This is a genomic window from Thiocapsa bogorovii, from assembly GCF_021228795.1.
Classification (GTDB): domain Bacteria; phylum Pseudomonadota; class Gammaproteobacteria; order Chromatiales; family Chromatiaceae; genus Thiocapsa; species Thiocapsa bogorovii.
In genome coordinates this window covers 1332386-1352580 of the sequence record NZ_CP089309.1, presented here as the reverse complement: position 1 = coordinate 1352580, position 20195 = coordinate 1332386, and the positions used below count along the sequence as shown (strand labels likewise).

General features: G+C 63.5%; 21 protein-coding genes. All 21 read left to right on the top strand.

What is annotated here, in order from left to right:
• The first annotated feature begins 123 nt into the window (after window positions 1-123).
• The 21 genes from LT988_RS06100 (at window position 124) to LT988_RS06000 (ending at window position 19901) form a co-directional block, all read left to right on the top strand.
• Window positions 124-432 carry an HdeA/HdeB family chaperone gene (locus tag LT988_RS06100; protein WP_232409323.1) on the top strand — a complete coding sequence of 103 codons (309 nt, stop codon included), beginning with the start codon at window positions 124-126 and terminating at the stop codon, window positions 430-432.
• A gap of 99 nt (window positions 433-531) precedes the next feature.
• A complete protein-coding gene (locus LT988_RS06095; protein ID WP_232409322.1) occupies window positions 532-1131 on the top strand; it encodes an HdeD family acid-resistance protein in 600 nt (199 codons plus the stop codon).
• A gap of 157 nt (window positions 1132-1288) precedes the next feature.
• Window positions 1289-2209 carry a polyphosphate kinase 2 family protein gene (locus LT988_RS06090; RefSeq protein ID WP_232409321.1) on the top strand — a complete coding sequence of 307 codons (921 nt, stop codon included), beginning with the start codon at window positions 1289-1291 and terminating at the stop codon, window positions 2207-2209.
• Between the two features lie 164 nt (window positions 2210-2373).
• Window positions 2374-4995, top strand: coding sequence for a plasma-membrane proton-efflux P-type ATPase (locus LT988_RS06085; protein ID WP_232409320.1), 2622 nt, complete (start codon window positions 2374-2376; stop codon window positions 4993-4995).
• Window positions 4996-5151: 156 nt separating this feature from the next.
• Window positions 5152-6339 (top strand): ArsB/NhaD family transporter, encoded by a 1188-nt coding sequence (locus tag LT988_RS06080; protein ID WP_232410524.1) that lies wholly within the window; start codon window positions 5152-5154, stop codon window positions 6337-6339.
• A gap of 725 nt (window positions 6340-7064) precedes the next feature.
• On the top strand, window positions 7065-7265 hold the full coding sequence (locus LT988_RS06075) for a hypothetical protein (RefSeq protein WP_232409319.1): 201 nt from the start codon (window positions 7065-7067) through the stop codon (window positions 7263-7265).
• Window positions 7266-7522: 257 nt separating this feature from the next.
• A complete protein-coding gene (locus LT988_RS06070; RefSeq protein WP_232409318.1) occupies window positions 7523-8956 on the top strand; it encodes a cation:proton antiporter in 1434 nt (477 codons plus the stop codon).
• Window positions 8957-9198: 242 nt separating this feature from the next.
• Window positions 9199-9423, top strand: coding sequence for a hypothetical protein (locus LT988_RS06065; RefSeq protein WP_232409317.1), 225 nt, complete (start codon window positions 9199-9201; stop codon window positions 9421-9423).
• Between the two features lie 267 nt (window positions 9424-9690).
• A complete protein-coding gene (locus LT988_RS06060) occupies window positions 9691-9897 on the top strand; it encodes a hypothetical protein (protein ID WP_232409316.1) in 207 nt (68 codons plus the stop codon).
• 127 nt (window positions 9898-10024) lie between these two features.
• Window positions 10025-10216 carry a hypothetical protein gene (locus LT988_RS06055; RefSeq protein WP_232409315.1) on the top strand — a complete coding sequence of 64 codons (192 nt, stop codon included), beginning with the start codon at window positions 10025-10027 and terminating at the stop codon, window positions 10214-10216.
• A gap of 119 nt (window positions 10217-10335) precedes the next feature.
• On the top strand, window positions 10336-10758 hold the full coding sequence (locus LT988_RS06050) for a DUF3302 domain-containing protein (protein WP_232409314.1): 423 nt from the start codon (window positions 10336-10338) through the stop codon (window positions 10756-10758).
• Window positions 10759-10770: 12 nt separating this feature from the next.
• Window positions 10771-11925 carry an HlyD family secretion protein gene (locus LT988_RS06045; protein WP_232409313.1) on the top strand — a complete coding sequence of 385 codons (1155 nt, stop codon included), beginning with the start codon at window positions 10771-10773 and terminating at the stop codon, window positions 11923-11925.
• Window positions 11892-13346, top strand: coding sequence for a TolC family protein (locus LT988_RS06040; protein ID WP_232409312.1), 1455 nt, complete (start codon window positions 11892-11894; stop codon window positions 13344-13346). The genes LT988_RS06045 and LT988_RS06040 overlap by 34 nt, the downstream gene beginning before the upstream one ends.
• Before the next feature lie 321 nt (window positions 13347-13667).
• Window positions 13668-13883 (top strand): hypothetical protein, encoded by a 216-nt coding sequence (locus tag LT988_RS06035; protein WP_232409311.1) that lies wholly within the window; start codon window positions 13668-13670, stop codon window positions 13881-13883.
• 415 nt (window positions 13884-14298) lie between these two features.
• A complete protein-coding gene (locus tag LT988_RS06030; RefSeq protein ID WP_232409310.1) occupies window positions 14299-14559 on the top strand; it encodes a hypothetical protein in 261 nt (86 codons plus the stop codon).
• Between the two features lie 157 nt (window positions 14560-14716).
• A complete protein-coding gene (locus tag LT988_RS06025; RefSeq protein ID WP_232409309.1) occupies window positions 14717-15178 on the top strand; it encodes a rhodanese-like domain-containing protein in 462 nt (153 codons plus the stop codon).
• A 24-nt stretch (window positions 15179-15202) separates the two neighbouring features.
• On the top strand, window positions 15203-16558 hold the full coding sequence (locus LT988_RS06020; protein ID WP_232409308.1) for a hypothetical protein: 1356 nt from the start codon (window positions 15203-15205) through the stop codon (window positions 16556-16558).
• Window positions 16559-16570: 12 nt separating this feature from the next.
• Window positions 16571-16933, top strand: coding sequence for a hypothetical protein (locus LT988_RS25685; RefSeq protein WP_232409307.1), 363 nt, complete (start codon window positions 16571-16573; stop codon window positions 16931-16933).
• A 200-nt stretch (window positions 16934-17133) separates the two neighbouring features.
• Complete coding sequence (locus tag LT988_RS06010; RefSeq protein WP_232409306.1) at window positions 17134-18306, top strand: c-type cytochrome; 1173 nt, start codon at window positions 17134-17136, stop codon at window positions 18304-18306.
• Between the two features lie 107 nt (window positions 18307-18413).
• Window positions 18414-18557, top strand: a complete 144-nt coding sequence (locus tag LT988_RS06005) for a hypothetical protein (protein WP_232409305.1) — start codon at window positions 18414-18416, stop codon at window positions 18555-18557.
• Window positions 18558-18713: 156 nt separating this feature from the next.
• On the top strand, window positions 18714-19901 hold the full coding sequence (locus tag LT988_RS06000; protein ID WP_269752134.1) for an ArsB/NhaD family transporter: 1188 nt from the start codon (window positions 18714-18716) through the stop codon (window positions 19899-19901).
• The last annotated feature ends 294 nt before the right edge of the window (window positions 19902-20195 follow it).

Here is a 20195-nt window from a genome sequence, read left to right as displayed (position 1 = left end):
CGGCACAAGGCCCTCTATTGGCGGTGCCAAGCAAAGACTCCCCAGGCAATGCCGTGGTCGGAGCGATCGTAAGAAACCTTCATGACCCGCTAGCGGGTCGAAATCGTTCGGAGATCTATATCGATGAAGAAAGCAGCAATTGCACTTTCGCTGGGCGCAGGCCTTGGCATTCTGTTGTCGGCGGGCGCCGCGAGCGCGGACAAGCTGAAGGATGTCACCTGCGACCAATTCCTTGCGATGGACGAATCGCAACAGGACGACATCGTCTACTGGATGAGCGGCATCGAGGCGGCAGCGTCCAAGAAAGAGGTCGGCGCCGAGGATCTCGAGGTCGGCTATGACGCGTTCGGCCAACCGATTGCAGCTGTCGTGACGGCGTGCGAGGGCGACAAAGAGGCCTCGCTGTGGACAAAGATCAAAGAGCACTTCTAATGATGTAGACGGCCCGCTCGCGGGCTCTTCCGCGAGCGGTGCCGACTGGCAAAACCGAGCCCAGGTCCAGTTGCTGCTTGCAATATGGAGGAGATCGTCATGACCCCAACCAATGATGCAACGAGTAAGGCCGCAGTCGCCGCCGTGTTCGGTGCACTAGAGAAGAACTGGGGCTGGCTACTGGCCTTCGGAATCATCTCGATCCTGCTCGGGGGCGTCGGCCTCTATATGACCTTCGGGTTGACCCTAGCGACCGTTGTCTTCTTTTGCGCCCTGATCCTGACCCCGGGCCTGCTTCAACTCGTGCAAGCCTTTGGCTGCAAGGGCTGGAAGGGCATGCTGGCGCATGTACTCATTGCCCTGCTCTATGTCGCAGCGGGAGGCCTGATTCTTATTGATCCCGTGCTCGCGTCAAGCCTACTGACCCTGGTCTTGGCCGGCATCCTCATCGTCGTCGGCGTGGTCCGGATCATGATGGCCTTACGGGTCCGAGACGCGGCCGCGGGGTGGTACTGGGCGCTGCTCTCGGGGCTGGTATCCATTCTGCTCGGCGGCATGATCATTGCCCAATGGCCGGCGTCCGGCCTTTGGGTGATCGGTCTCTTCGTGGCCATCGAACTCATCTTCAACGGGTGGTCGTACATCTTCCTGGCCCTGGATGCGCGCAAGTCTGTACAGGTCCAGGCCGAACCCGCCTGAAGGCGACGCTAGCGCCGCGTCAACTCCAAGCAGAACCCAGCGTCATCCCAAAGGAGATCCAGATGACTGACATCGAAAAGGTCGAGATGGCACGCTGCCACCGCGAGATCGTGCAAAACCTTCGGCTCCTCAGCAACTCGCACGGAGACTACGAATCATGACCTACAGAAAACAATTCGGCGTCGCCCCTGGTTCAAAGGTGGACCTAAGCAAGATCGACGCGGGGTTCAAAGATCAGCACGAAACGCATCAGGATGCGCTGACGGAAATCGAAGCGCATAACCAGAAGCTGCACGATCTGCAGTACCTGATGTACGCGGAGGACAAGCGATCCCTGCTGATCGTGCTGCAGGGGCGCGACGCCGCAGGCAAGGATGGCACGATCAACCACGTACTCGGGGCGATGAATCCACAGGGCTGTTCCGTCACGGGCTTCAAGGTGCCGTCCAAGGAGGAGGCCGCCCATGATTTCCTGTGGCGCTATCACCAGCACACGCCGGGAAAGGGGCAAGTGGCCATCTTCAACCGTTCGCACTATGAAGATGTCCTGGTGCAACGTGTGCATGAAATGGTTCCGCGCTCGGTCTGGTCCAAGCGCTACGCCCAGATCAATGCCTTCGAGCAGATGCTTGCGGACAACGGCACACATATCCTGAAGTTCTATCTCCACATCGATAGCGACGAGCAACTCCGGCGCTTCAAGCAGCGCATTGATGATCCAGCTCGGCATTGGAAAATCAGCGAGGGTGACTATGCCGAACGCCCGTTTTGGGATGCCTACACCAGCGCGTTCGAGGATGCGCTCGGCAAATGCAGCACCGAGCAAGCGCCCTGGTTCATTATCCCGTCCAACCACAAGTGGTTCCGAAACCTGGCGATCTCGAAAATCGTCGCGGAGACGCTTGAGTCGCTGAAGATGTCCTTCCCCGCGCCCTCGGTGGATATGGCGGAGATCGCGAGCAAGTACCACGGCATGGCAGAGCAAGCGGGCATCGCTGACCCGGATGCTTCGGTCGAGGCGGGAAGCGACAACTCGAAGAAGGGCAAGAAAAAGAAAAAGAACAAGAAGGACAATTAGCGCGCAAACGAATAGCGCTGGTGGCGGCGCTTTTTTGGCGACCGCGACTTCTGTATCCAACGCGGTTTTGACACATTGACTACCGGCTCGCAGTGGTGCCGTCCAACCGCGACACCAATTGATTGAAACCTGGCCGACCACGGGCTGAAGAGCGAGGAACGAACATGAACAATGCAAAGGCCGTGGGCAACCCGGCGTCGGCAGGCGGACTGGTCGATCTGGACAAGCGACCGGTCGCCGAGGTCCTGGCGGCACTGGACGTGAAGGCAGACAAGGGATTGAGCAACGCAGAGGCGGAACAACGACTGGTCCAGTACGGGCCAAACGCCCTGGTCGAAAAGAAAGAGGGGCTGCTCGCCAAGCTGCTGGGCCCCTTTACCGGTCCCATCGCCTACATGATCGAGGCCGCCGCGGTGGTCTCTGCCTTCCTCGGGCGCTGGGACGACTTCGCCGTCATCTTCGGCCTGCTGGTGTTCAATGCGGCCCTGGAGTTCTGGCAGGACCGCAAGGCCTCCTCCGCGCTGGCCGCACTCAAGAACAGCCTGGCGCCGGAGGCCACCGCGCTGCGTGAAGGTCAATGGCAGACCGTGCAGGCCGCGAACTTGGTGCCGGGCGACGTCGTCAAGATACGACTGGGCGTGATCGTCCCGGCCGACCTGCGCCTGATCGGAGGCGACCATGCCGCCATCGACCAGGCAGCACTGACGGGCGAATCACTGCCGGCTGACAAGAAGGTCGGTGACGCGGCCTATTCCGGCAGTGTGGTCAAGGAGGGCGAGATGGAGGGTGTCGTCATCGCCACCGGCTCCAACACCTTTTTTGGGCGCACCGCCCAGCTGGTGGCCGGCGCCGGATCGGTCAGCCATGCCCAGACCGCCATGTTCCAGATCGCCAACTTCCTGATCGTCGTCGCGGTGGTGCTCGCGCTGATTATGGTCGGGTTCGATGTCTGGCGCGACATCGTGATACGAGACGACTGGAAATGGGACGACGCGCTCAACATCCTGCAGTTCGTGTTGATTCTGCTGGTGGCGTCCATTCCGGTCGCGATGCCGGCGGTGTTCTCGATCACCATGGCGTTGGGGGCGTTGGCCCTGTCCAAGCAGAAGGCGATCGTCTCCAAGCTCTCGGCGATCGAGGAGATGGCGGGGGTCGACATCCTCTGCTCGGACAAGACGGGCACCCTGACCAAAAACGTCCTGACCCTGGCCGACCCGATCCTGTTCACCAGCACCGATCCGCAAGAGGTGGTGCTGGCCGGCGCCCTGGCCTCCAAGATCGAGGACCGCGACGCCATCGACACCGCCGTGATCGGTGCTCTAAAGGATCAAGCCGCCCTGTCCGCCTACAAACAGATCAAGTACAAGCCATTCGATCCAGTCGGCAAGCGCACCCAGGCCGAGGTCTCAACACCCGACGGCAAGACCATGCTCGTGTCCAAGGGGGCACCGCAAGTGATCGCCGCATTGGCTACCCTGGACGATGCTGACGCTGCGAAGGTCCAGCAGGCTGTCGAGGACCTTGGCACCAAGGGCTATCGCGCTCTAGGCGTCGCTCGCTCCGACGACGAGGGCAAGACCTGGAGCCTGCTCGGCATCCTGCCGATGTTCGATCCGCCGCGGGACGATTCCAAGACCACCATTGATGAGGCCGCTATCAAGGGCGTCCGGGTCAAGATGGTCACCGGCGACGATACCGCCATCGCCCGGGAAACCGCTCGCCAGCTCGGCCTGGGAACCAACATCATCCCGGCGGCGGAAGCCTTCCCCAAAGACATGGACCCCAACAACGTCCCGCCGGACATCGCCGAGGCCATCGAGCGGGCGGACGGGTTCGCGCGGGTGTTTCCGGAGCACAAGTACGCCATTGTCAAGGCGTTACAGGATCGCGGCCATCTAGTGGCGATGACCGGAGACGGCGTCAACGACGCGCCGGCACTGAAACAGGCGGACTGCGGCACCGCCGTGTCCGGGGCCACCGACGCCGCCCGCGGCGCAGCGGCCTTGATCCTCACCGCGCCAGGCCTGTCGGTCATCAATAGCGCCATCGACGAGGCCCGGCGTATTTTCGGCCGGATCAACAGCTACACCATCTATCGCGTGGCGCTGACCATGGACATCATGTTCCTGGTCGTGCTGTCCACGCTGCTGCTGGAGTTCACGCCGCTGACCGCGATCATGATCGTCGTCCTGGCCGTGCTCGACGATGCGCCGATCATGGCCATCGCCTATGACAACACCGAGGTCGCGCCGCAACCGATCCGCTGGAAGATGCGGCGGGTGCTGGGCGTGTCCTCGGTGCTCGGCTTTTTCTCCGTGGTGCAGTCGTTCGGTCTGCTGCTGATCGGTTTCGAGATCCTGAGCAGTGAACCGGAGCAGGCATTGTTTCAACTCTTTACCCAGGCCGAGCTGCAATCGGTGATGTTCCTGCAGATCGTCCTTGGCGGCCACTTTCTGCTCTACAACACACGCACCGCGCGCTGGTTCTTCCTGCCGCCGTTCCCGAGCCTCCCGCTCAATGCCGCACTCTGGGCAACCAACATTCTCGCAATCCTGATGTGCGCCTACGGCTGGCTGGTGCCCAAGCTGTCGTGGACTACCATCGGTTGGGTTCTGGCCTACACGCTGATCTGGGTCTTCCTGATGGATATCATTAAGCGTGCAACCTATGCCCTGGCCGATCACAAGACCGGGTGGCAGGCGAAGCAGCGGCGCACGATCAACCAGCCGCTCGGCGCGAGCGATACCAAGGTCCCCGCGGCCGGCGCCGAAGCCGCGTCGTCGTAAGATTGGTCAGGCGCGCCGGGGCTTGCGGTCTTCAGACCATCGCAGGGATGCGATCAGGCGCTTCCGCCCGGCAGGTATCTTCCGCGTTCACTACCCTTACGCGAGGCCGATGATTTGTCCGTTACCCTGATCGTTTTTCTGGTGGTCTACCTCGGCATGATTCTGGGCAGGTTGCCCGGGCTGAAGATGGATCGCGCCTCGGTTGCGCTCGGCGGCGCAGTCGTCCTGCTCGCTCTCGGCGAGTTGGATCAGGCGGCCGCCATCGCCACCATCGACTTCGGGACGCTGGGTATGCTGTTCGGACTGATGCTCGTTTCAGTGCAGCTTCAGACGGCTGGCCTCTACGCGGCACTCTCAGGTCTTGTAGCGCGAATCCAAGCCTCGCAGGTCATGCTGCTGGGCCTCCTGATCGCGTTGGTGGGCGTGCTGTCGGCCTTCCTCACCAACGACGTGGTCGCGGTTGCGATGACCTCGGTGGTGCTGGCGATCGCGCTGCGCCGCGGCATGAATCCGGTGCCATTCTTGCTCGCGATCGCGCTTGCCGCCAACGCCGGCTCGGTCGCGACCATTATCGGCAGCCCGCAGAACATGTTGATCGCGCAGCGGCTGGATCTGAGTTTCTCCGGGTATCTGGTGTATGCACTGGTCCCGGCGCTGCTGTCGCTGCTGGTGGTCTGGGCAGTGCTGGCCCTGATCTATCGCGGTCGCTGGGCGCTGCAACCCGGTGATGCGCCGCAGCCCGATGCGTTACCTGATCCCTCCTTCGATCGATGGGAGACGATCAAGGGTCTGTTGGTGTTGTTGTTTTTCCTGTACTCCTTCGTGTTCACTGAATGGGACCGCGGCATGGTCGCGACCGTCGGTGGCGTGCTGATGCTGTTCAACGCCCGCTTCATGGCGCGGCCAATGCTCGAGCGCGTGGACTGGGACCTGCTGATCCTGTTCGTTGGGCTGTTCATCGTCAACGGCGCCTTCGCCAAGGCCGGTTTGGCGACGGACCTGGTGACTTGGCTGCGGACAATGGGTATCGACTTGCAGGACTCGGGCGTCTTGTTTGCGGTCACGGCCGTGCTGAGTGATATCACCTCCAACGTGCCGACCGTGATGCTGCTGCTCCCCTTTGCCGGACAAGACCCCCTGGCCGGGCCGCTGATGGCGCTCGCCAGCGGCCTCGCCAGCAACCTGATTATCATCGGCAGCCTCGCCAACATCATCGTCGTCGATGCGGCGGCCGCGAAGGGCCTTAAGATTTCGTTCTGGAGCTTCGCCAAGGTCGGCCTGCCCGTCTCCGCCGTGACCTTGGCCATCGCCTATCTGTGGGTCCGGCTCGTGGTTGCGTACTGAAGGCCTCTATTTCGCCGCGATGCACTCGATGGGCTGCGCCCTAATCGCTACAAGGAACAGTGCGCACCCACCTCGGTGGCATTGTCGACGCAGATGAAGCTATTACGCGGCCCAATCCGGCGGCCCAGCGACACCCGCCGAGCAGGCGCCGACACCGGTTTCAGAAGACGCCGAGGTCGCGATTGACAAGATCTACTCAGCGGAGATTCCCCAGCAGGAGGCACCGTCGGTTCCGCGAGAGGTGGTCGCCGGCGGGAATTTTCAGTCACCGACCCGTGACAAGCTGCCGAAAGGCCCTTTCGGAGAGTGAGGAACAGGTGCCAGGCTCAATCAAATCAGAAACCCGGTGCAGGCTTTGCAGCGGCAGACCGTCGAATTGGATGGGTGTACGCCGGTGCATAGTCGCCGCTTAGCAAAAATTGAACCCGGCCGGTTTTCCCTCGGTCCCTTCACCATTCGCCGAATGACCGTCGCGCTCTAGCCTAGTGCTTCGCCGGTTGGCGTAAAGTGGTCAGTCCGGCGCGATCAAGAGTGGCATAATTCGCGCGTAATTTCATTGGGGCAAGGCGAAGGTTCTCACCGGCTTCGACGTTCAACATAGCGAATACGCTGATCCCCGTTGAGCAACCCCTTACCATCAGCACCTCACCATCAGAAATAGGCAAGAACTGAAGGCGAAGCTGCAGGGTAAGCTCGATGCGGCTGGCGACTGCCTGAAGGAGGGAATGGCTCAACTCGAAGCCGGAGCCAAGTCAACAGACACCGAGCTCAGCACCAAGCTCGAGGCAGCGCGAGCCAAGGCTGCGGATATGAAGGTCGACGCCGAGGCCGCGAAGGCCAAGCTGCTGGAACTCGTCGAGGCCAAGAAGGCCGAGCTTCAAGAAAAGGAAGACGCGCTGCGAGCGACCATCGAGGGCACACCCTGATCTTGTATCTTATAAATATCTGTAATCAGGGGATATTATCATGCAGAAGAACCTATTCCGACTTGCCCTAGGCGCTTTGCTAACCACTGGCGCAGCGTTGCCCGGAGTCGCGTTTTCGCAGGCAGCGGAGCCCGTGGTTGCGAAGATCAGCGGTAGCCAACTTGCGGGCGAGGTCACGCAGACCCAGCAACGCAAGCCGGGCCCTCCGGACATGAACCGCTAACGCAGCCGTCGTCCTTTACCCTGAGGAAACGGACATGCCCGATCTGCTCGAACTACCGACACAGGCGATGACCACGGATCCCTTCGCTAGCATCCTGCTGGAGTTGGCGCTGCTGTTGACCATGGTCGTCGTGGCGCGCTGGCTGACCAACAGATTCCGCCAGCCCGGGGTGCTGGGGGAACTGTTGATCGGGGTTCTGGTTGGCAATCTCGGCTATTGGCTGGGGCTTCCGTTCTTCGACTTCATCATGAGCTACGGCGCCGCCAGCCCGGTCTTCGATGAGGTGTGGAAGAGCGGCGTCTCGGTCGGCGATGCGGCAGCAACGATCTTCTCCACAGAGGAAATGGCACCGGGCGGGCGCGGTGATCAGGTGCTGCAACTGCTGAGCGGAGACCATGCGTTAGCCAACGTGAATACCGGCTTGAGCCTATGGCTCTTCTCGAGCCTCGGTATCATCCTGCTGCTGTTCCGGGTCGGACTTCAGACCGGTGTCCGCCAACTACGCGAGGTCGGGGCGGGGGCGGCGCGGGTGGCGGTCGGCGGAGCGCTCGGGACCCTTCTGCTCGGGCTCGGGGTAGCTTGGCTGCTGCCGCTGGACCTGTCCGCGTCGGGTCGCTTCTTCGTCGCTGCTACGCTCTGCTCAACCAGCATCGGCGTCGTCACCCGCATGCTGGACGACGTTGACAAGGCAAACACCGCCGAGGGCGGGCTCATCCTTGGGGCCTGCGTGCTCAATGACGTAATTGGCCTGGTGCTGCTTGCGCTCGCAATCGAGCTGGTCGTCAAGGGCCACCTTGACCTGCCCGCGGTCGCTTGGTTGCTGGCCTCCAGCGCCCTCTTCCTGGGCGCCATCGTCGTCTTCGGTGACCGGCTCGGGCGCCCGCTCGCACATCAGCTGAACCGCATCAGTCCGGCGGAGATCCGCTTCCTGGCGCCGCTCGCGTTCGCCTTTCTGCTCGCCTGGTTGTGCAGCACCCTGGGTTTGAGCGGCACCATCGGCGGCTTCGCGGCGGGATTGATCCTGTCGGACGAGGCGCTGCGCGACCAGACCAAGCAGATGCTGGTGCCCCTGATCGCGGTATTCGCGCCGATCTTCTTCCTGTTGATCGGGATGCAGGTGAATCTGGCGGTCTTTCTCGAATGGCCTACGTTGCTGCTGACCCTCGCGCTGCTGCTGGTGGCGATTGTCGGCAAGTTGGCCGCCGCAAAGCTCGCGGGGCCTGGAGTCGACCATGCCACCATTGCATTCGGCATGCTGCCGCGCGGCGAGGTCGCACTGATCTTCGTCGGTGTCGGTCGCTCGCTGAACATCATCGACGACTCCCTGTTCGCCGCGCTGGTGGCGGTCATCATCCTGCTGGCATTTGGCTCCGGGATGGCCCTCAAATGGACCACTACAGCGGACTCCCCGGGGGGCGAGGCCCTGGTTACACGGATAAACCGATGGCTGACGCTCGGGAGGGATTGAACGGGTCGAACGACCCTGTCAACTTGGCTGGTCATGCTCGTCGTCTCCGGTTTCGCCGGCAAGCGTCAGGGCCGCGTTCGCGCGAACAGGTCGCCCAACGCCCTGTTCCTGGGGGGACGCACATCGTGCTAATTTTGCCGCTCGCCGCGGGCTAGATGGTGTCCCGCGTTGTCGTACGCATTCGGACGAGGAGCGGCGAAATCGATCGTCAACAGTGCTAATGATTCTAAGGAGCTGACCCAATGAAAAAGCAGACCACGGTCTCATTCGCACTCATCGCCTTCACTTCGGTTCCACTGGCGGCGCTCGCTGCCGCGGACAAGGCAGAGGTCGAGGATTACTGTCGCCAGGTAGCGATGGAGAAGAGCATTGCGGCTGACAAGATCGACGATCACGTCGCCGATTGCGTCGCCACCAACATGAAGGCCGAAGCAGAGATCAAGCACATGGACGAGAAGAAGGATTAATCTATGGCCCGGAACGTAGGCGCTGGATACCTCAGCGCCTCGCTCGAACGGTAGCTTCTTGCGGGAACTCGGGGCCGCTGCCCTGCTGCCGACGCGTTCCGAGCCCACGCTGGGCAGCAGCTCAATCGGGCTCGAACCCGCTGCTGCCTGCCCTCTCGTCCGAACAACGCGCCGAGCTGGGCGTTGAACGTACAGCTGGCGCTGCTCTTTCCGTAACCACCACAGGCCTTAACCACAGAGGCCGTAACCACAGAGGAGATCAACAAAATGGCAGAAATCATCACCGCCGTGTATGCATCGGCGGACACCCTCCCGAATGTGCGTAATGACCTGATCTCAGTGGGCATCCCGCAGGAGAAGATCCGCGTCGACCACGACAAGAAGCAGGTCCAGGTGATGAGTCCGACGACGGCCGAGGCCGAGATCGAGGAGATCCTGAACCGGCATTTACCCACCGAAATCCACACGAGCTGACCCGCGCAGGAGGACATTCCTCAGCCGCGAGCGTACGCAAGTTCAGGCCGAGCCGGCCTGATGCGCGGCTCTCAAGAGCCGCGTCGCACGGAGGCAGCACCCCGAGCAACCCGACAGGAGACCAGCAGTGACCGACATCGAAACTATCGAGATGACGCGCTATCACCGGGAAATCGTGGAGGACCTTCGGCACATGCTGAAGAAATACAGCCGAATCATGGAGTGGGACGTACCCGACGCGGTCGACGAGGGCGCCACGCGTAAGCTGATCCTCCAGTCGCTGCGGGATGCCCTCGCCGAGGTGGAAGCGGAGGGCTAGCAACCTACGCAAATGGTGGGCGTGACAGTCATGAATCCAGATCGCATAGGCAGGAACCCTCCCGCCGGCGGTCCGGTTCGGGGCAGGCCCGTCGCAACAAGTCCGGAACGGGGAGCGCCATGGGATTTGAACTCGGCTTTTGGGACTATTTAACTTTCGTCACCTTCGCCCTGGCAGGGGCCTCGGTGGTCGCTTTCGGGGTCTGGCTGGCCGGGCTGCCCGGGCGCATCGCGATGGCCCGCAACCACCCGGAGGCGGAAGCGGTCAAGCTGCTTGGCTGGGCTGGTCTGCTGCCGACCATCTATCCCTGGGTGCAGGCCTTCATCTGGGCCTACAAGCCCACCGACGTCGTCGACATCCGCCGCTTCCCGCGCGAGGAAGCGCGCGCGACCGAAGAGGAGATCGCACGGCTCCGAGGCGCGCCGCGCGAGCCGGCGCCCCAGACGAATGAGGGGCCGAACGAGCAGCCGAATGCGAAGCCTAGCGCATCGCCGAAGGCCGCGGAGGCTGCCTCACCACCCGCCGCCGACCGAAAGGACTGAGGCCCAAGCCGCGTGATTGCCGGTCTCGTCATCTGCTTCGTCTACGCCGTCGTCGTCTGGCTAGTCTTCTTCTATTTCAAATGGATCAAGTTCAGCATTGCCTGGGGCGTCGTCTCGGTCTTGTTCGGTCTGCACCTGCTGATCATCTTTATGATCGGTTTGCGCTTCGTGGCGCCGCTGTCGACCGAGGCCAAGCTGGTCCAGCACACCATCCAGCTCACCCCGCGGCTGTCGGAGCCGACCCTGGTCACCGATGTGCTGGTCGCGCACAACCAGCACGTCAAGGCCGGGGCGCCGCTGTTCCAGTTCGACCGCCGCCCCTACGAGTACAAGGTGCGGAACCTGGAGGCGCAGCTGGCCAAGGCCAAGCAGGACGTTCTGATCGATGAAGCCGACGTGGCCATCTCGGTGCACAAGCTCGCGAAACTGAAGGACGAACTGGTTTACACCAAGTACCAGAGCCAGCTTTCGGCCAACCTGGCCAAGCAGGGGGCGGGTCCCAAGGAGGACGCCGAGAAGTGGGCCGCCCAGGTCGCCGCCGGCGAGGCCGGCATCCTTGAGGCCCAGGCCGACGAGCAGCGCGCGCGCCTGCGCTTTACCTCCGACATCGACGGCGTCAACACCAGTGTCGCAACGATCCAGGCGGAGCTCGCTCTGGCCCGGTTCTACCTCGACAACACCATCATGGTGGCCCCGGAGGACGGCTACATCATGAATCTACAGGTGCGCCCCGGCATGGTGGCCGGCGACGTGCGCTTCGGTGCCATCGCCTCCCTCATCTGCGACGACGACCGCTATCTGGTGGCCCAATACTTCCAGGAGAACCTCAAATACGTGAAGCCAGGGCAACCGGTCGAAGTCGCCCTGGACCTCTACCCAGGCCAGATCTGGCCGGGCACCGTCGAGGGCATCTGGCAGGGAAGCGGATTCGGACAGATGCTCCCGAGCGGCAACCTGCCGAACTTCAACGCGGTCCCCGCGGACGTCCCCCAGGGACAGTTTGCAGTCATCATTCGACTCGACGACCCGGATCAGAGCAAGTTCCCCATCGGCACCCAGGGGCGCGCGGCCATCTACACAAACCCCAAGAGCAGCTTTTCCTGGATGCGCAAAGTCGGCATACGCGCCTACTCATGGTTGAACTGGATCTACCCCTTCTCCGGCTGAGGCGTGCCCCTGCCATCGCCGCCGCAGCCGCCATCACGACGGCCGCCGTGGTGGCCGGATGTGCCCTCTCCGCGCCGCCGGACGGGCAGCAGATCGTCGTGGACGCCCTGCCCGCTGGAACCACCATCCCGGCCACCTGGCAGGCTTCAGCCTCTGACGCGACCGTGACTGACAATTGGCTCGCGACCTTCAACGACCCTGTGCTCGACGCCCTGGTGGCCGAGGCAATCGTGAACAACCGCGACCTCGCGCAGGCGGCGGAGGCCGTGCGCATCGCCCAGCAGGCCGTGCTCGTGGTCGGGGCGCAGCTGCTGCCGCAGGTGGGGGCGAATGCCGGAGCAAGGTTGACGCACGACCAGGATCACGCCGGCACCGCCGCCAGCGATATCGTCTACGCGGGCGTCGCCTGGGAGGCGGATGTCTGGGGGCGGCTACGTGCTCAACGCGCCGCGACCGAGGCCCAGGCGACCGCAACGGCATTGGACTACCAGTACGCCCGCCAGTCACTCGGGGCCACCGTGGCGAAGGCCTGGTATCTCGCCTGCGAGACGCATCAACTGCTGGTACTGGCGGAGCAGGCGGCTCAGGTCTATGGCGAACAACTCAAGCTGGTGACTATCCGGCAGGCGGCCGGCAAGACGACGGAACTGGACATTGCCGCCACCAGTGCCAGGCTCGACATGGCCCGGGCCGAGGAGCAGCGGGCGACCGCCGCCTACGGCGAGGCACGCCGGGCGCTGGAGGTGCTGCTCGGCCGCTACCCGGCCGCGGAGATCGAGGCCGCGCTGGTGCTGCCCGCGTTGCCGCCGCCCGTCGCCGCCGGGGCACCCGCGGCCTTGCTCGGGCGCCGGCCCGACCTGGTCGCGGCCGAGCAGCAGGTCCTGGCGGCCTTCCGCAAGCAGGAGGCGGCGCGCCTCGCCCTGCTGCCGGACCTTGGGGTCTCGCTGGTGGGTGGGCGCTTGGGCGATAACGTCCTCTCGCTGCTGCGGCTCAACCCCTGGCTGGTCTCCGCGGCCGTCGGCATGTCGATCCCGATCTACGAGGGCGGCGCGCTGCGTGCCCAGGTCCAGATCGCGACCGCCGAACAGGCACAGGCGGTTGCGGCCTACGGCGCCGCGCTACTCACGGCATTCGAAGAGGTCGAGAACGCCCTGGCGAACGAATCCCTGGTCGCCATGCGCCTGCCCTTCGAGGAGGCCGCCCTGGCGAGCAGCACCGAGGCGGTACGGTTGGCGAAGATCCAATACGAGGCCGGCAGCCGCGACCTGCTCTGGGTGTCGAGCCTTCAGGCGGATCAGATCGCGACCCGGGCCGCCGTGATCAAGACCAGCAACGAACAGCGCGCCAATCGCATCCGGCTGCATCTCGCTTTGGGCGGCAGCTTCGACGCGATGCCGGCGGTTGGAGAGACTCAAGGATGAGCATCCCCGACTCGCCAGGCGACTGTCGCGAAATGACAAGCGGTCCACTGGGGTTGACCTGTACGCTCTAACGATGGCCGGAGGTCGTATTGAACTCTACGGAACACGAGTTCCCTTCCGAAAGCGGGAGCCGCTCCGGACAGATATGGTCCGCCCGAGCGAGTTGCGGTGACGGTTTACTTATCCCTTGTGCAGGCGCAGCCCGTAGGCTGGGTTTAGGTACGAAACCCAGCGATGGCGGCATTTTAAGCCTCTGAAATACTGGGTTTCGTAAGCTCAACCCAGCCGACGAGCTCTTTCTTCACGATCGCGGACATCACCGTGCCCGAAGGCGGCGCAGAGGGCATGATCGTGACGTCCGGCGGGCGCTTCGCCGGCTTCGGCATGTACCTGCTCGAGGGCAAGCCGGTATTCCTGTGGAACCTGCGCGATCCGGAGCGTATCAAGTGGAAGGGACCGGAGGCGCTCACGCCCGGTCAGCACAGGATTGAGTTCGAATCCAAGTATGACGGACTCGGCGTCGGCGCGGTGGCGTAAAACAACTTTTCGGGCATCGGCCGGCCAGCGGAGACGACGTTCAACCGATGAAGCCCTGAAGAAGGTCGAGTCAGTTCGCGCGTAGGCCAGCCGCTGATCCGGCCGTGAGACGAGCAGGCCGCTGCGTAAGTGAGCGGCCCGCGCGTTTCCCTCCAACCTTGCTGGAACGAGATCCCGACGCGGGTGCTTCAGCGGGTGGGCTGGGTGTCGGCAGGATCAATGTGGAAGAAATCTCAATGAAGAAACGCGTTCTGCGAACCCTATCGATACTCGCACTTGCCCTCGGCGTCTCCGCAGGGCATGCCATCGCGCTAGATATCGCGTCTCCAGCGGTCGTGGCCGAGACGCCAGCAGCGGAGTCCCACCCGGTTACGACAGCTTGTTGGGCTTATGGGTACGCCCCGACGGTGGCTACATGATCGCGATCCGCGGCATCGACGGCAGTGGCAGGCTCGACGCGGCCCACGCGAATCCCCGGCAACTTCCGTTCGCGAAGGCCGAGGCGTCGCGGGAAGGTAAGACGATCACGGTCTTCCTGGAACTGCGCGCTGGGGGCTACAACGGTTCCACCTACAACCTCACCTCCGACCCGCAGACCGATATCCTCAACGGCGTTTACTACCAGGCGGTCGCGCAGCAGAAGTACGACATCTATTTCGAACGCGCCGAGCCATGAGCGGACATGGAGATGCCAACGACACGATGAGTTTCGGAGACAAGGGGCCTTCTATGCGTATTGGATCTTCAATCTGCTCGGTCATGACGCGGTCTCGATCCTCGACGGTGGTTGGCACACCTGGCAGGCTGCCGGGGGCGACACCGACGACACACAGGTGATTCCGGAGCCCGGCCTGTTCACTGTGCACCCCAGGCCCGAGCTGGAGATCGGGGTCGGCGAGCTTTCCCGGCTCTACCGAGATCATCCGGTCGTGGACGGACGCCCGCACGACTACTGGCTGGGACGGTCGAAATACGATGCCAATATCAAATACGGCCGGATACCGGGCAGCCTGAGCCAGCCCTGGGAGTCGTTGCTCAAGGCGAATGTCGACGGCCTGACCTACGTCGATGCGAGCCTCCCGATCGGTCTGCTCGAAACGCATCCACGCGCTAAGAAGGAGCTGGTCCTCCTAACCTGTTTCGGCGCCACGGGGGCCGCGATCGACTATACCTACTTCAAAGCGGCGGGATTCGAGAAACTGCGCCTCGACGAGGAGGGCTACAAGCGCTGGAACCTGCGGGACTATCCGCTGGAGAAGGGCGAGACCTCGGTCGAGACCGGAGCGACGCCGTGACGAGGAGCCCCGGTGTCATTCCGAATGAAACGGGGCACACCCCAGGCGCGCGAGGCGGTCATCGCCAATACGATTCCGCAGACCGCCACCATTCCCCGCAAGGCCAACGACGGCCCCGTGTTTACGGCCAAGTTCGACGGTCCACCGACGATTGGGCTCCTCCAGGGGACGGACCTGGAATACGCCGTCAACAGCGAGACGCCGATCATCCGGGTCAACGGCGAGATGTACTATGCGCTGCAGGACGGCGTCTGGTTCCAATCGCCGTCTTTCGACGGTCCTTGGGAGCTCTCCACCGCGGTGCCGGACGCCATCTACGCGATGCCGCCCAGTTCGCCGCTGCATTACGTCACCTACGTGCACATTTACGACAGCACCCCGGAGGTGATCTACGAGGGCTATACGCCGGGCTATCTCGGCACCGTGCAGTCCACCGACGGCGTCGTGGTCTACGGCACCGGCTACGACTACCAACCCTGGATCGGCGATGCCTGGTATGCCGCTCCGGAGACCTTCGGCCTGGCCGCGCAGCCGGTCTACAACCCCGCCGCCGGTTACGCCTTCGGCTTCGGTCTCGGGCTCGCCACGGCTGCGATGGCGGAGCCCTACTGGGGCGGCGCCTATTATCGACCCTACGACATGGGCTATGGCTGCTGCGGCGTGACCAGCGCCAATGTCTACCGCCAGTGGGGGAATACGGTCGCCGCGGGCACGCGCACCTGGTACGACCGCGCGGACGGCACCCTGGGCACCGGCGCCCGAGGCGATTACAGCAACTGGCGCACCGGCACCAGCGGACGCTACGGCGCCGGGCGCAGCTACAACCCCTACACCGGCGTCGCCCAACGTGGCTATGGACGCAGCTTCGACACCGCGGGCGGTGTCGACGGCGGAGTGGCTCGCGGCGAGCGCTACAACCCGGCAACGGGCGTCCGATCCTACGGCTCCAGGATGGCGGCAAGCGGTCCCGACGGCGACTCCGTCTCGCGCGATAGCGTGCGCGCGAGCGGTCCGCTCGGCGGCACCGCCGCGGCGCACCAGACCACCTTCAGCAACCCGCGCACCGGTGAGACACGCACACTCGACACCGCCCGTGTCGGTAACAATCTCTATGCCGGTGCGGACGGCAACGTCTACCGCAATACCGGTAATGAGTGGCAGCGCCACGAAGACGGCGGCTGGCAGGATGCCGGCGATGCCGGTTGGGCCGATCGCGAGCAACAAGCGCGCTCCGTTGGTGACGACCGCCTGAACAGCGGGTTCGGTTCGGACGACAGGTTCGGTGGAGGCGGTTTCGGCGATGGTGATTTCGAAAATCGATTCGGCGGCAGAGGATTCGGTGGCGGCGGCTTTGGCGGTCGCTTCCATGGTCGACGATGACGCGCGTCGTCGGTGCTGTCGGCCCCGTTCGCGCCGCACCTGCTCGGCTCCCTGCGCCAGCAGCATGGCGCCGATGCGCTGGATGTTGCGCGCCACCACCGCCGAGGCGACGTCGCGCTTGAAGCCGTCGATGCCGTGATCGCGACATCGGTCGAGGTGGTCGCGACCAGGATCAGCAGCATGACAGTGGCAGCGATCACCGACACCTGTCCGGTGAGAGCCGACAGGTTCATGAACCCTTTGGTCCTACAACGTCCGAATCGATCGAACTCCACTGATGCGGTCGGAGTGCTTTCAACCTCGCCGCCGGCTAAACTGACACCTGGCCTATTGAAGACGAGCGATACACCATGCGCATACCCTCCCGAACCTTGACAATCGCATTGCTCGCCGCGGGAGCGGTCGGCCTCGGCTTCATGTCCCGCGATCGTAATCACGCACCCGCGGGTGCGACGGCACCTCTGCCTACTCCTCCGCCGGCGACCGAAGGGGCGCCACAGCCCTCGCCCTCGTCCTCACCCTCGCGGCTGCCTGGTTCGGGAATCCCCGGGCCCGGCGCACTCTTGGACGACCAAGTGAGCGCGGGCAAGTATTTGGCGACCGCCGGCGATTGCGTAGCCTGTCATACCCGACCGGGCGGAAAGCCATTCGAGGGCGGTCTCGCCATCGAAACGCCGTTCGGCACCATCTATACGCCAAACATCACACCGTCGGAACAAGACGGGATCGGCGCCTTCAGCGACCGGGATTTCCTGCGGGCACTGCAACACGGCATCTCGCCGAGCGGATCACCCTACTATCCGGCGTTTCCCTATACCTCATACACCAAAGTGGACGACGAGGATCTGCTGGCCATCAAGGCGTATCTGATGTCCGTGGAGCCGTCGAGCTACCGGCCACCCAAAACCCACTTGCGCTGGCCGTTCTCGATTCGGGACCTGATGTTCGGTTGGCAGGATCTTTATTTGAATGCCGAACGCTACAACGCTGACCCGAATCGCGGCGACGACTGGAACCGAGGCGCCTATCTCGTCGAAGGACTGGGACACTGCGGGGAGTGCCACACCCCGCGCAATCTCGCCGGTGCAACCGAAAAGTCCAAGGCCATGACAGGCGCCGTCATCGACGGTTGGTACGCACCCAATCTGACCGACGCCCTGGACGCGGGGCTCGAACGCTGGAGCGTCGATGAGCTCGCGGCATTTCTCGGCACCGGGATTGCCAAGACGGCCCACGATTCGGACCCGAACGGCACCGGCGACGCACCGGTGACCGAGGCGCTGGGTCCGATGGCGGAGGTGGTGCATGACAGCCTATCCAAGCTCACGAAAGCGGACCTCTACGCGATGGCAGTCTATCTTAAGGACTTGCCCGCAAAGACCGAACCGACCCATCAACCGCCAGCACCGAATCGGCTGAGCGCAGCGGATGAAGAGAGCGGTCGAGATCTCTACATGGCCCACTGCAGTGCGTGCCATCAGGATCACGGGCAGGGCCGCACCCCCTACTTTCCGGCACTGCGCGGCAATCCCGCCGTGACGATCACTGAGCCCAACGACGTCATCAAGACCCTCTTGCTCGGAGCACCCGCCGACCCGTCCGATGCCTTCTCGCCGTACGTCGTGATGCCCGCCTTCGGGTCGATCCTGACTGACGAGCAGATCGCGACCGTGGCGAGCTACATTCGCGCGTCCTGGGGCAATGACGCCGCGCCCGTGCAGAGCGCCGACGTCAAGGTTTTGCGTTAGGGACAGTTCGGCATAGGAGACGCGCACGCCATGAGCCCGGGGCGCCTGCACGACGATGATGCCCTACAAGATCCTGCTGGGGAACGCAGCCGCCGGGGGTCCTGCTGATGGCCACCATCAAGCGGGCAACCGATGCTCCGGCTGATCACAAGGCCGGGTGGCAGGCGAAGCAGCGGGATACGATCAATCAGCCGCTCGGGGCGTACGATGCCGCAGCCCCTGTGGTCGGCGCCGAGGTCGCGTCGCCGTAAGGTTGGTCAGGCGCGCCGGAGCTTGCGGCCTCCAGACCATCGCAGGGGTGCGAGCAGGCGCTTCAGCCCTGCAGGTCTCTTCCGCGTTCATCACCCCTACGCGAGGCCGATGATTTGTCCATTACCCTGATCGTTTTTCTGGTGGTCTACCTCGGCATGATTTTGGGCGGGTTGCCCGGGCTGAAGATGGACCGCGCCTCGGTTGCGCTCGGCGGCGCAGTCGTCCTGCTCGCTCTCGGCGAGTTGGATCAGGCGGCCGCCATCGCCACCATCGACTTCGGGACGCTGGGCATGCTGTTCGGACTGATGCTCGTTTCAGTGCAACTGCAGACGGCTGGCCTCTACGCGGCACTCTCAGGTCTTGTGGCGCGAATCCAAGCCTCGCAGGTCATGCTGCTGGGCCTCCTGATCGCGTTGGTGGGCGTGCTGTCGGCCTTCCTCACCAACGACGTGGTCGCGGTTGCGATGACCCCGGTGGTGCTGGCGATCGCGCTGCGCCGCGGCATGAATCCGGTGCCATTCTTGCTCGCGATCGCGCTTGCCGCCAACGCCGGCTCGGTCGCGACCATTATCGGCAGCCCGCAGAACATGTTGATCGCGCAGCGGCTGGATCTGAGTTTCTCCGGGTATCTGGTGTATGCACTGGTCCCGGCGCTGCTGTCGCTGCTGGTGGTCTGGGCAGTGCTGGCCCTGATCTATCGCGGTCGCTGGGCGCTGCAACCCGGTGATGCGCCGCAGCCCGATGCGTTACCTGATCCCTCCTTCGATCGATGGGAGACGATCAAGGGTCTGTTGGTGTTGTTGTTTTTCCTGTACTCCTTCGTGTTCACTGAATGGGACCGCGGCATGGTCGCGACCGTCGGTGGCGTGCTGATGCTGTTCAACGCCCGCTTCATGGCGCGGCCAATGCTCGAGCGCGTGGACTGGGACCTGCTGATCCTGTTCGTTGGGCTGTTCATCGTCAACGGCGCCTTCGCCAAGGCCGGTTTGGCGACGGACCTGGTGACTTGGCTGCGGACAATGGGTATCGACTTGCAGGACTCGGGCGTCTTGTTTGCGGTCACGGCCGTGCTGAGTGATATCACCTCCAACGTGCCGACCGTGATGCTGCTGCTCCCCTTTGCCGGACAAGACCCCCTGGCCGGGCCGCTGATGGCGCTCGCCAGCGGCCTCGCCAGCAACCTGATTATCATCGGCAGCCTCGCCAACATCATCGTCGTCGATGCGGCGGCCGCGAAGGGCCTTAAGATTTCGTTCTGGAGCTTCGCCAAGGTCGGCCTGCCCGTCTCCGCCGTGACCTTGGCCATCGCCTATCTGTGGGTCCGGCTCGTGGTTGCGTACTGAAGACAAACTTGACTCATCTGCATGCATTCGGCGCCACCAAGCAATCCAGACGCGTGCCTCGCCGATTGGCGTGAAGTGGTCAGACCGAGGCGATCGGGCCCGGCATAATACTCGCGTTTTCATTGGGGGCACGGTAGAGATGCTCGCCGGCTTCGACCTTCAATATAGCGAATACGCTGAACTCCTCTGATGAGGCCCCCAACGTCAGCACCTCACTATCAGCAATAGAGCAGGATAAATTACGCGCAGCCAGGATGCGGTGCGGCCTTATCGGCGCCCGGCCGGTGGGCAGTA

What these genes read in the sequence shown, in the direction of transcription:
- LT988_RS06030 (WP_232409310.1), top strand. Translation starts at nt 14,299, where the DNA reads ATGATCGCGATCCGCGGCATCGACGGCAGTGGCAGGCTCGACGCGGCC.
- LT988_RS06075 (WP_232409319.1), top strand. Translation starts at nt 7,065, where the DNA reads ATGGCTCAACTCGAAGCCGGAGCCAAGTCAACAGACACCGAGCTCAGC.
- LT988_RS06060 (WP_232409316.1), top strand. Translation starts at nt 9,691, where the DNA reads ATGGCAGAAATCATCACCGCCGTGTATGCATCGGCGGACACCCTCCCG.
- LT988_RS06070 (WP_232409318.1), top strand. Translation starts at nt 7,523, where the DNA reads ATGCCCGATCTGCTCGAACTACCGACACAGGCGATGACCACGGATCCC.
- LT988_RS06065 (WP_232409317.1), top strand. Translation starts at nt 9,199, where the DNA reads ATGAAAAAGCAGACCACGGTCTCATTCGCACTCATCGCCTTCACTTCG.
- LT988_RS06005 (WP_232409305.1), top strand. Translation starts at nt 18,414, where the DNA reads ATGGCCACCATCAAGCGGGCAACCGATGCTCCGGCTGATCACAAGGCC.
- LT988_RS06100 (WP_232409323.1), top strand. Translation starts at nt 124, where the DNA reads ATGAAGAAAGCAGCAATTGCACTTTCGCTGGGCGCAGGCCTTGGCATT.
- LT988_RS06090 (WP_232409321.1), top strand. Translation starts at nt 1,289, where the DNA reads ATGACCTACAGAAAACAATTCGGCGTCGCCCCTGGTTCAAAGGTGGAC.
- LT988_RS06020 (WP_232409308.1), top strand. Translation starts at nt 15,203, where the DNA reads ATGAAACGGGGCACACCCCAGGCGCGCGAGGCGGTCATCGCCAATACG.
- LT988_RS06095 (WP_232409322.1), top strand. Translation starts at nt 532, where the DNA reads ATGACCCCAACCAATGATGCAACGAGTAAGGCCGCAGTCGCCGCCGTG.
- LT988_RS06085 (WP_232409320.1), top strand. Translation starts at nt 2,374, where the DNA reads ATGAACAATGCAAAGGCCGTGGGCAACCCGGCGTCGGCAGGCGGACTG.
- LT988_RS06080 (WP_232410524.1), top strand. Translation starts at nt 5,152, where the DNA reads ATGATTCTGGGCAGGTTGCCCGGGCTGAAGATGGATCGCGCCTCGGTT.
- LT988_RS06000 (WP_269752134.1), top strand. Translation starts at nt 18,714, where the DNA reads ATGATTTTGGGCGGGTTGCCCGGGCTGAAGATGGACCGCGCCTCGGTT.
- LT988_RS06050 (WP_232409314.1), top strand. Translation starts at nt 10,336, where the DNA reads ATGGGATTTGAACTCGGCTTTTGGGACTATTTAACTTTCGTCACCTTC.
- LT988_RS06040 (WP_232409312.1), top strand. Translation starts at nt 11,892, where the DNA reads ATGGTTGAACTGGATCTACCCCTTCTCCGGCTGAGGCGTGCCCCTGCC.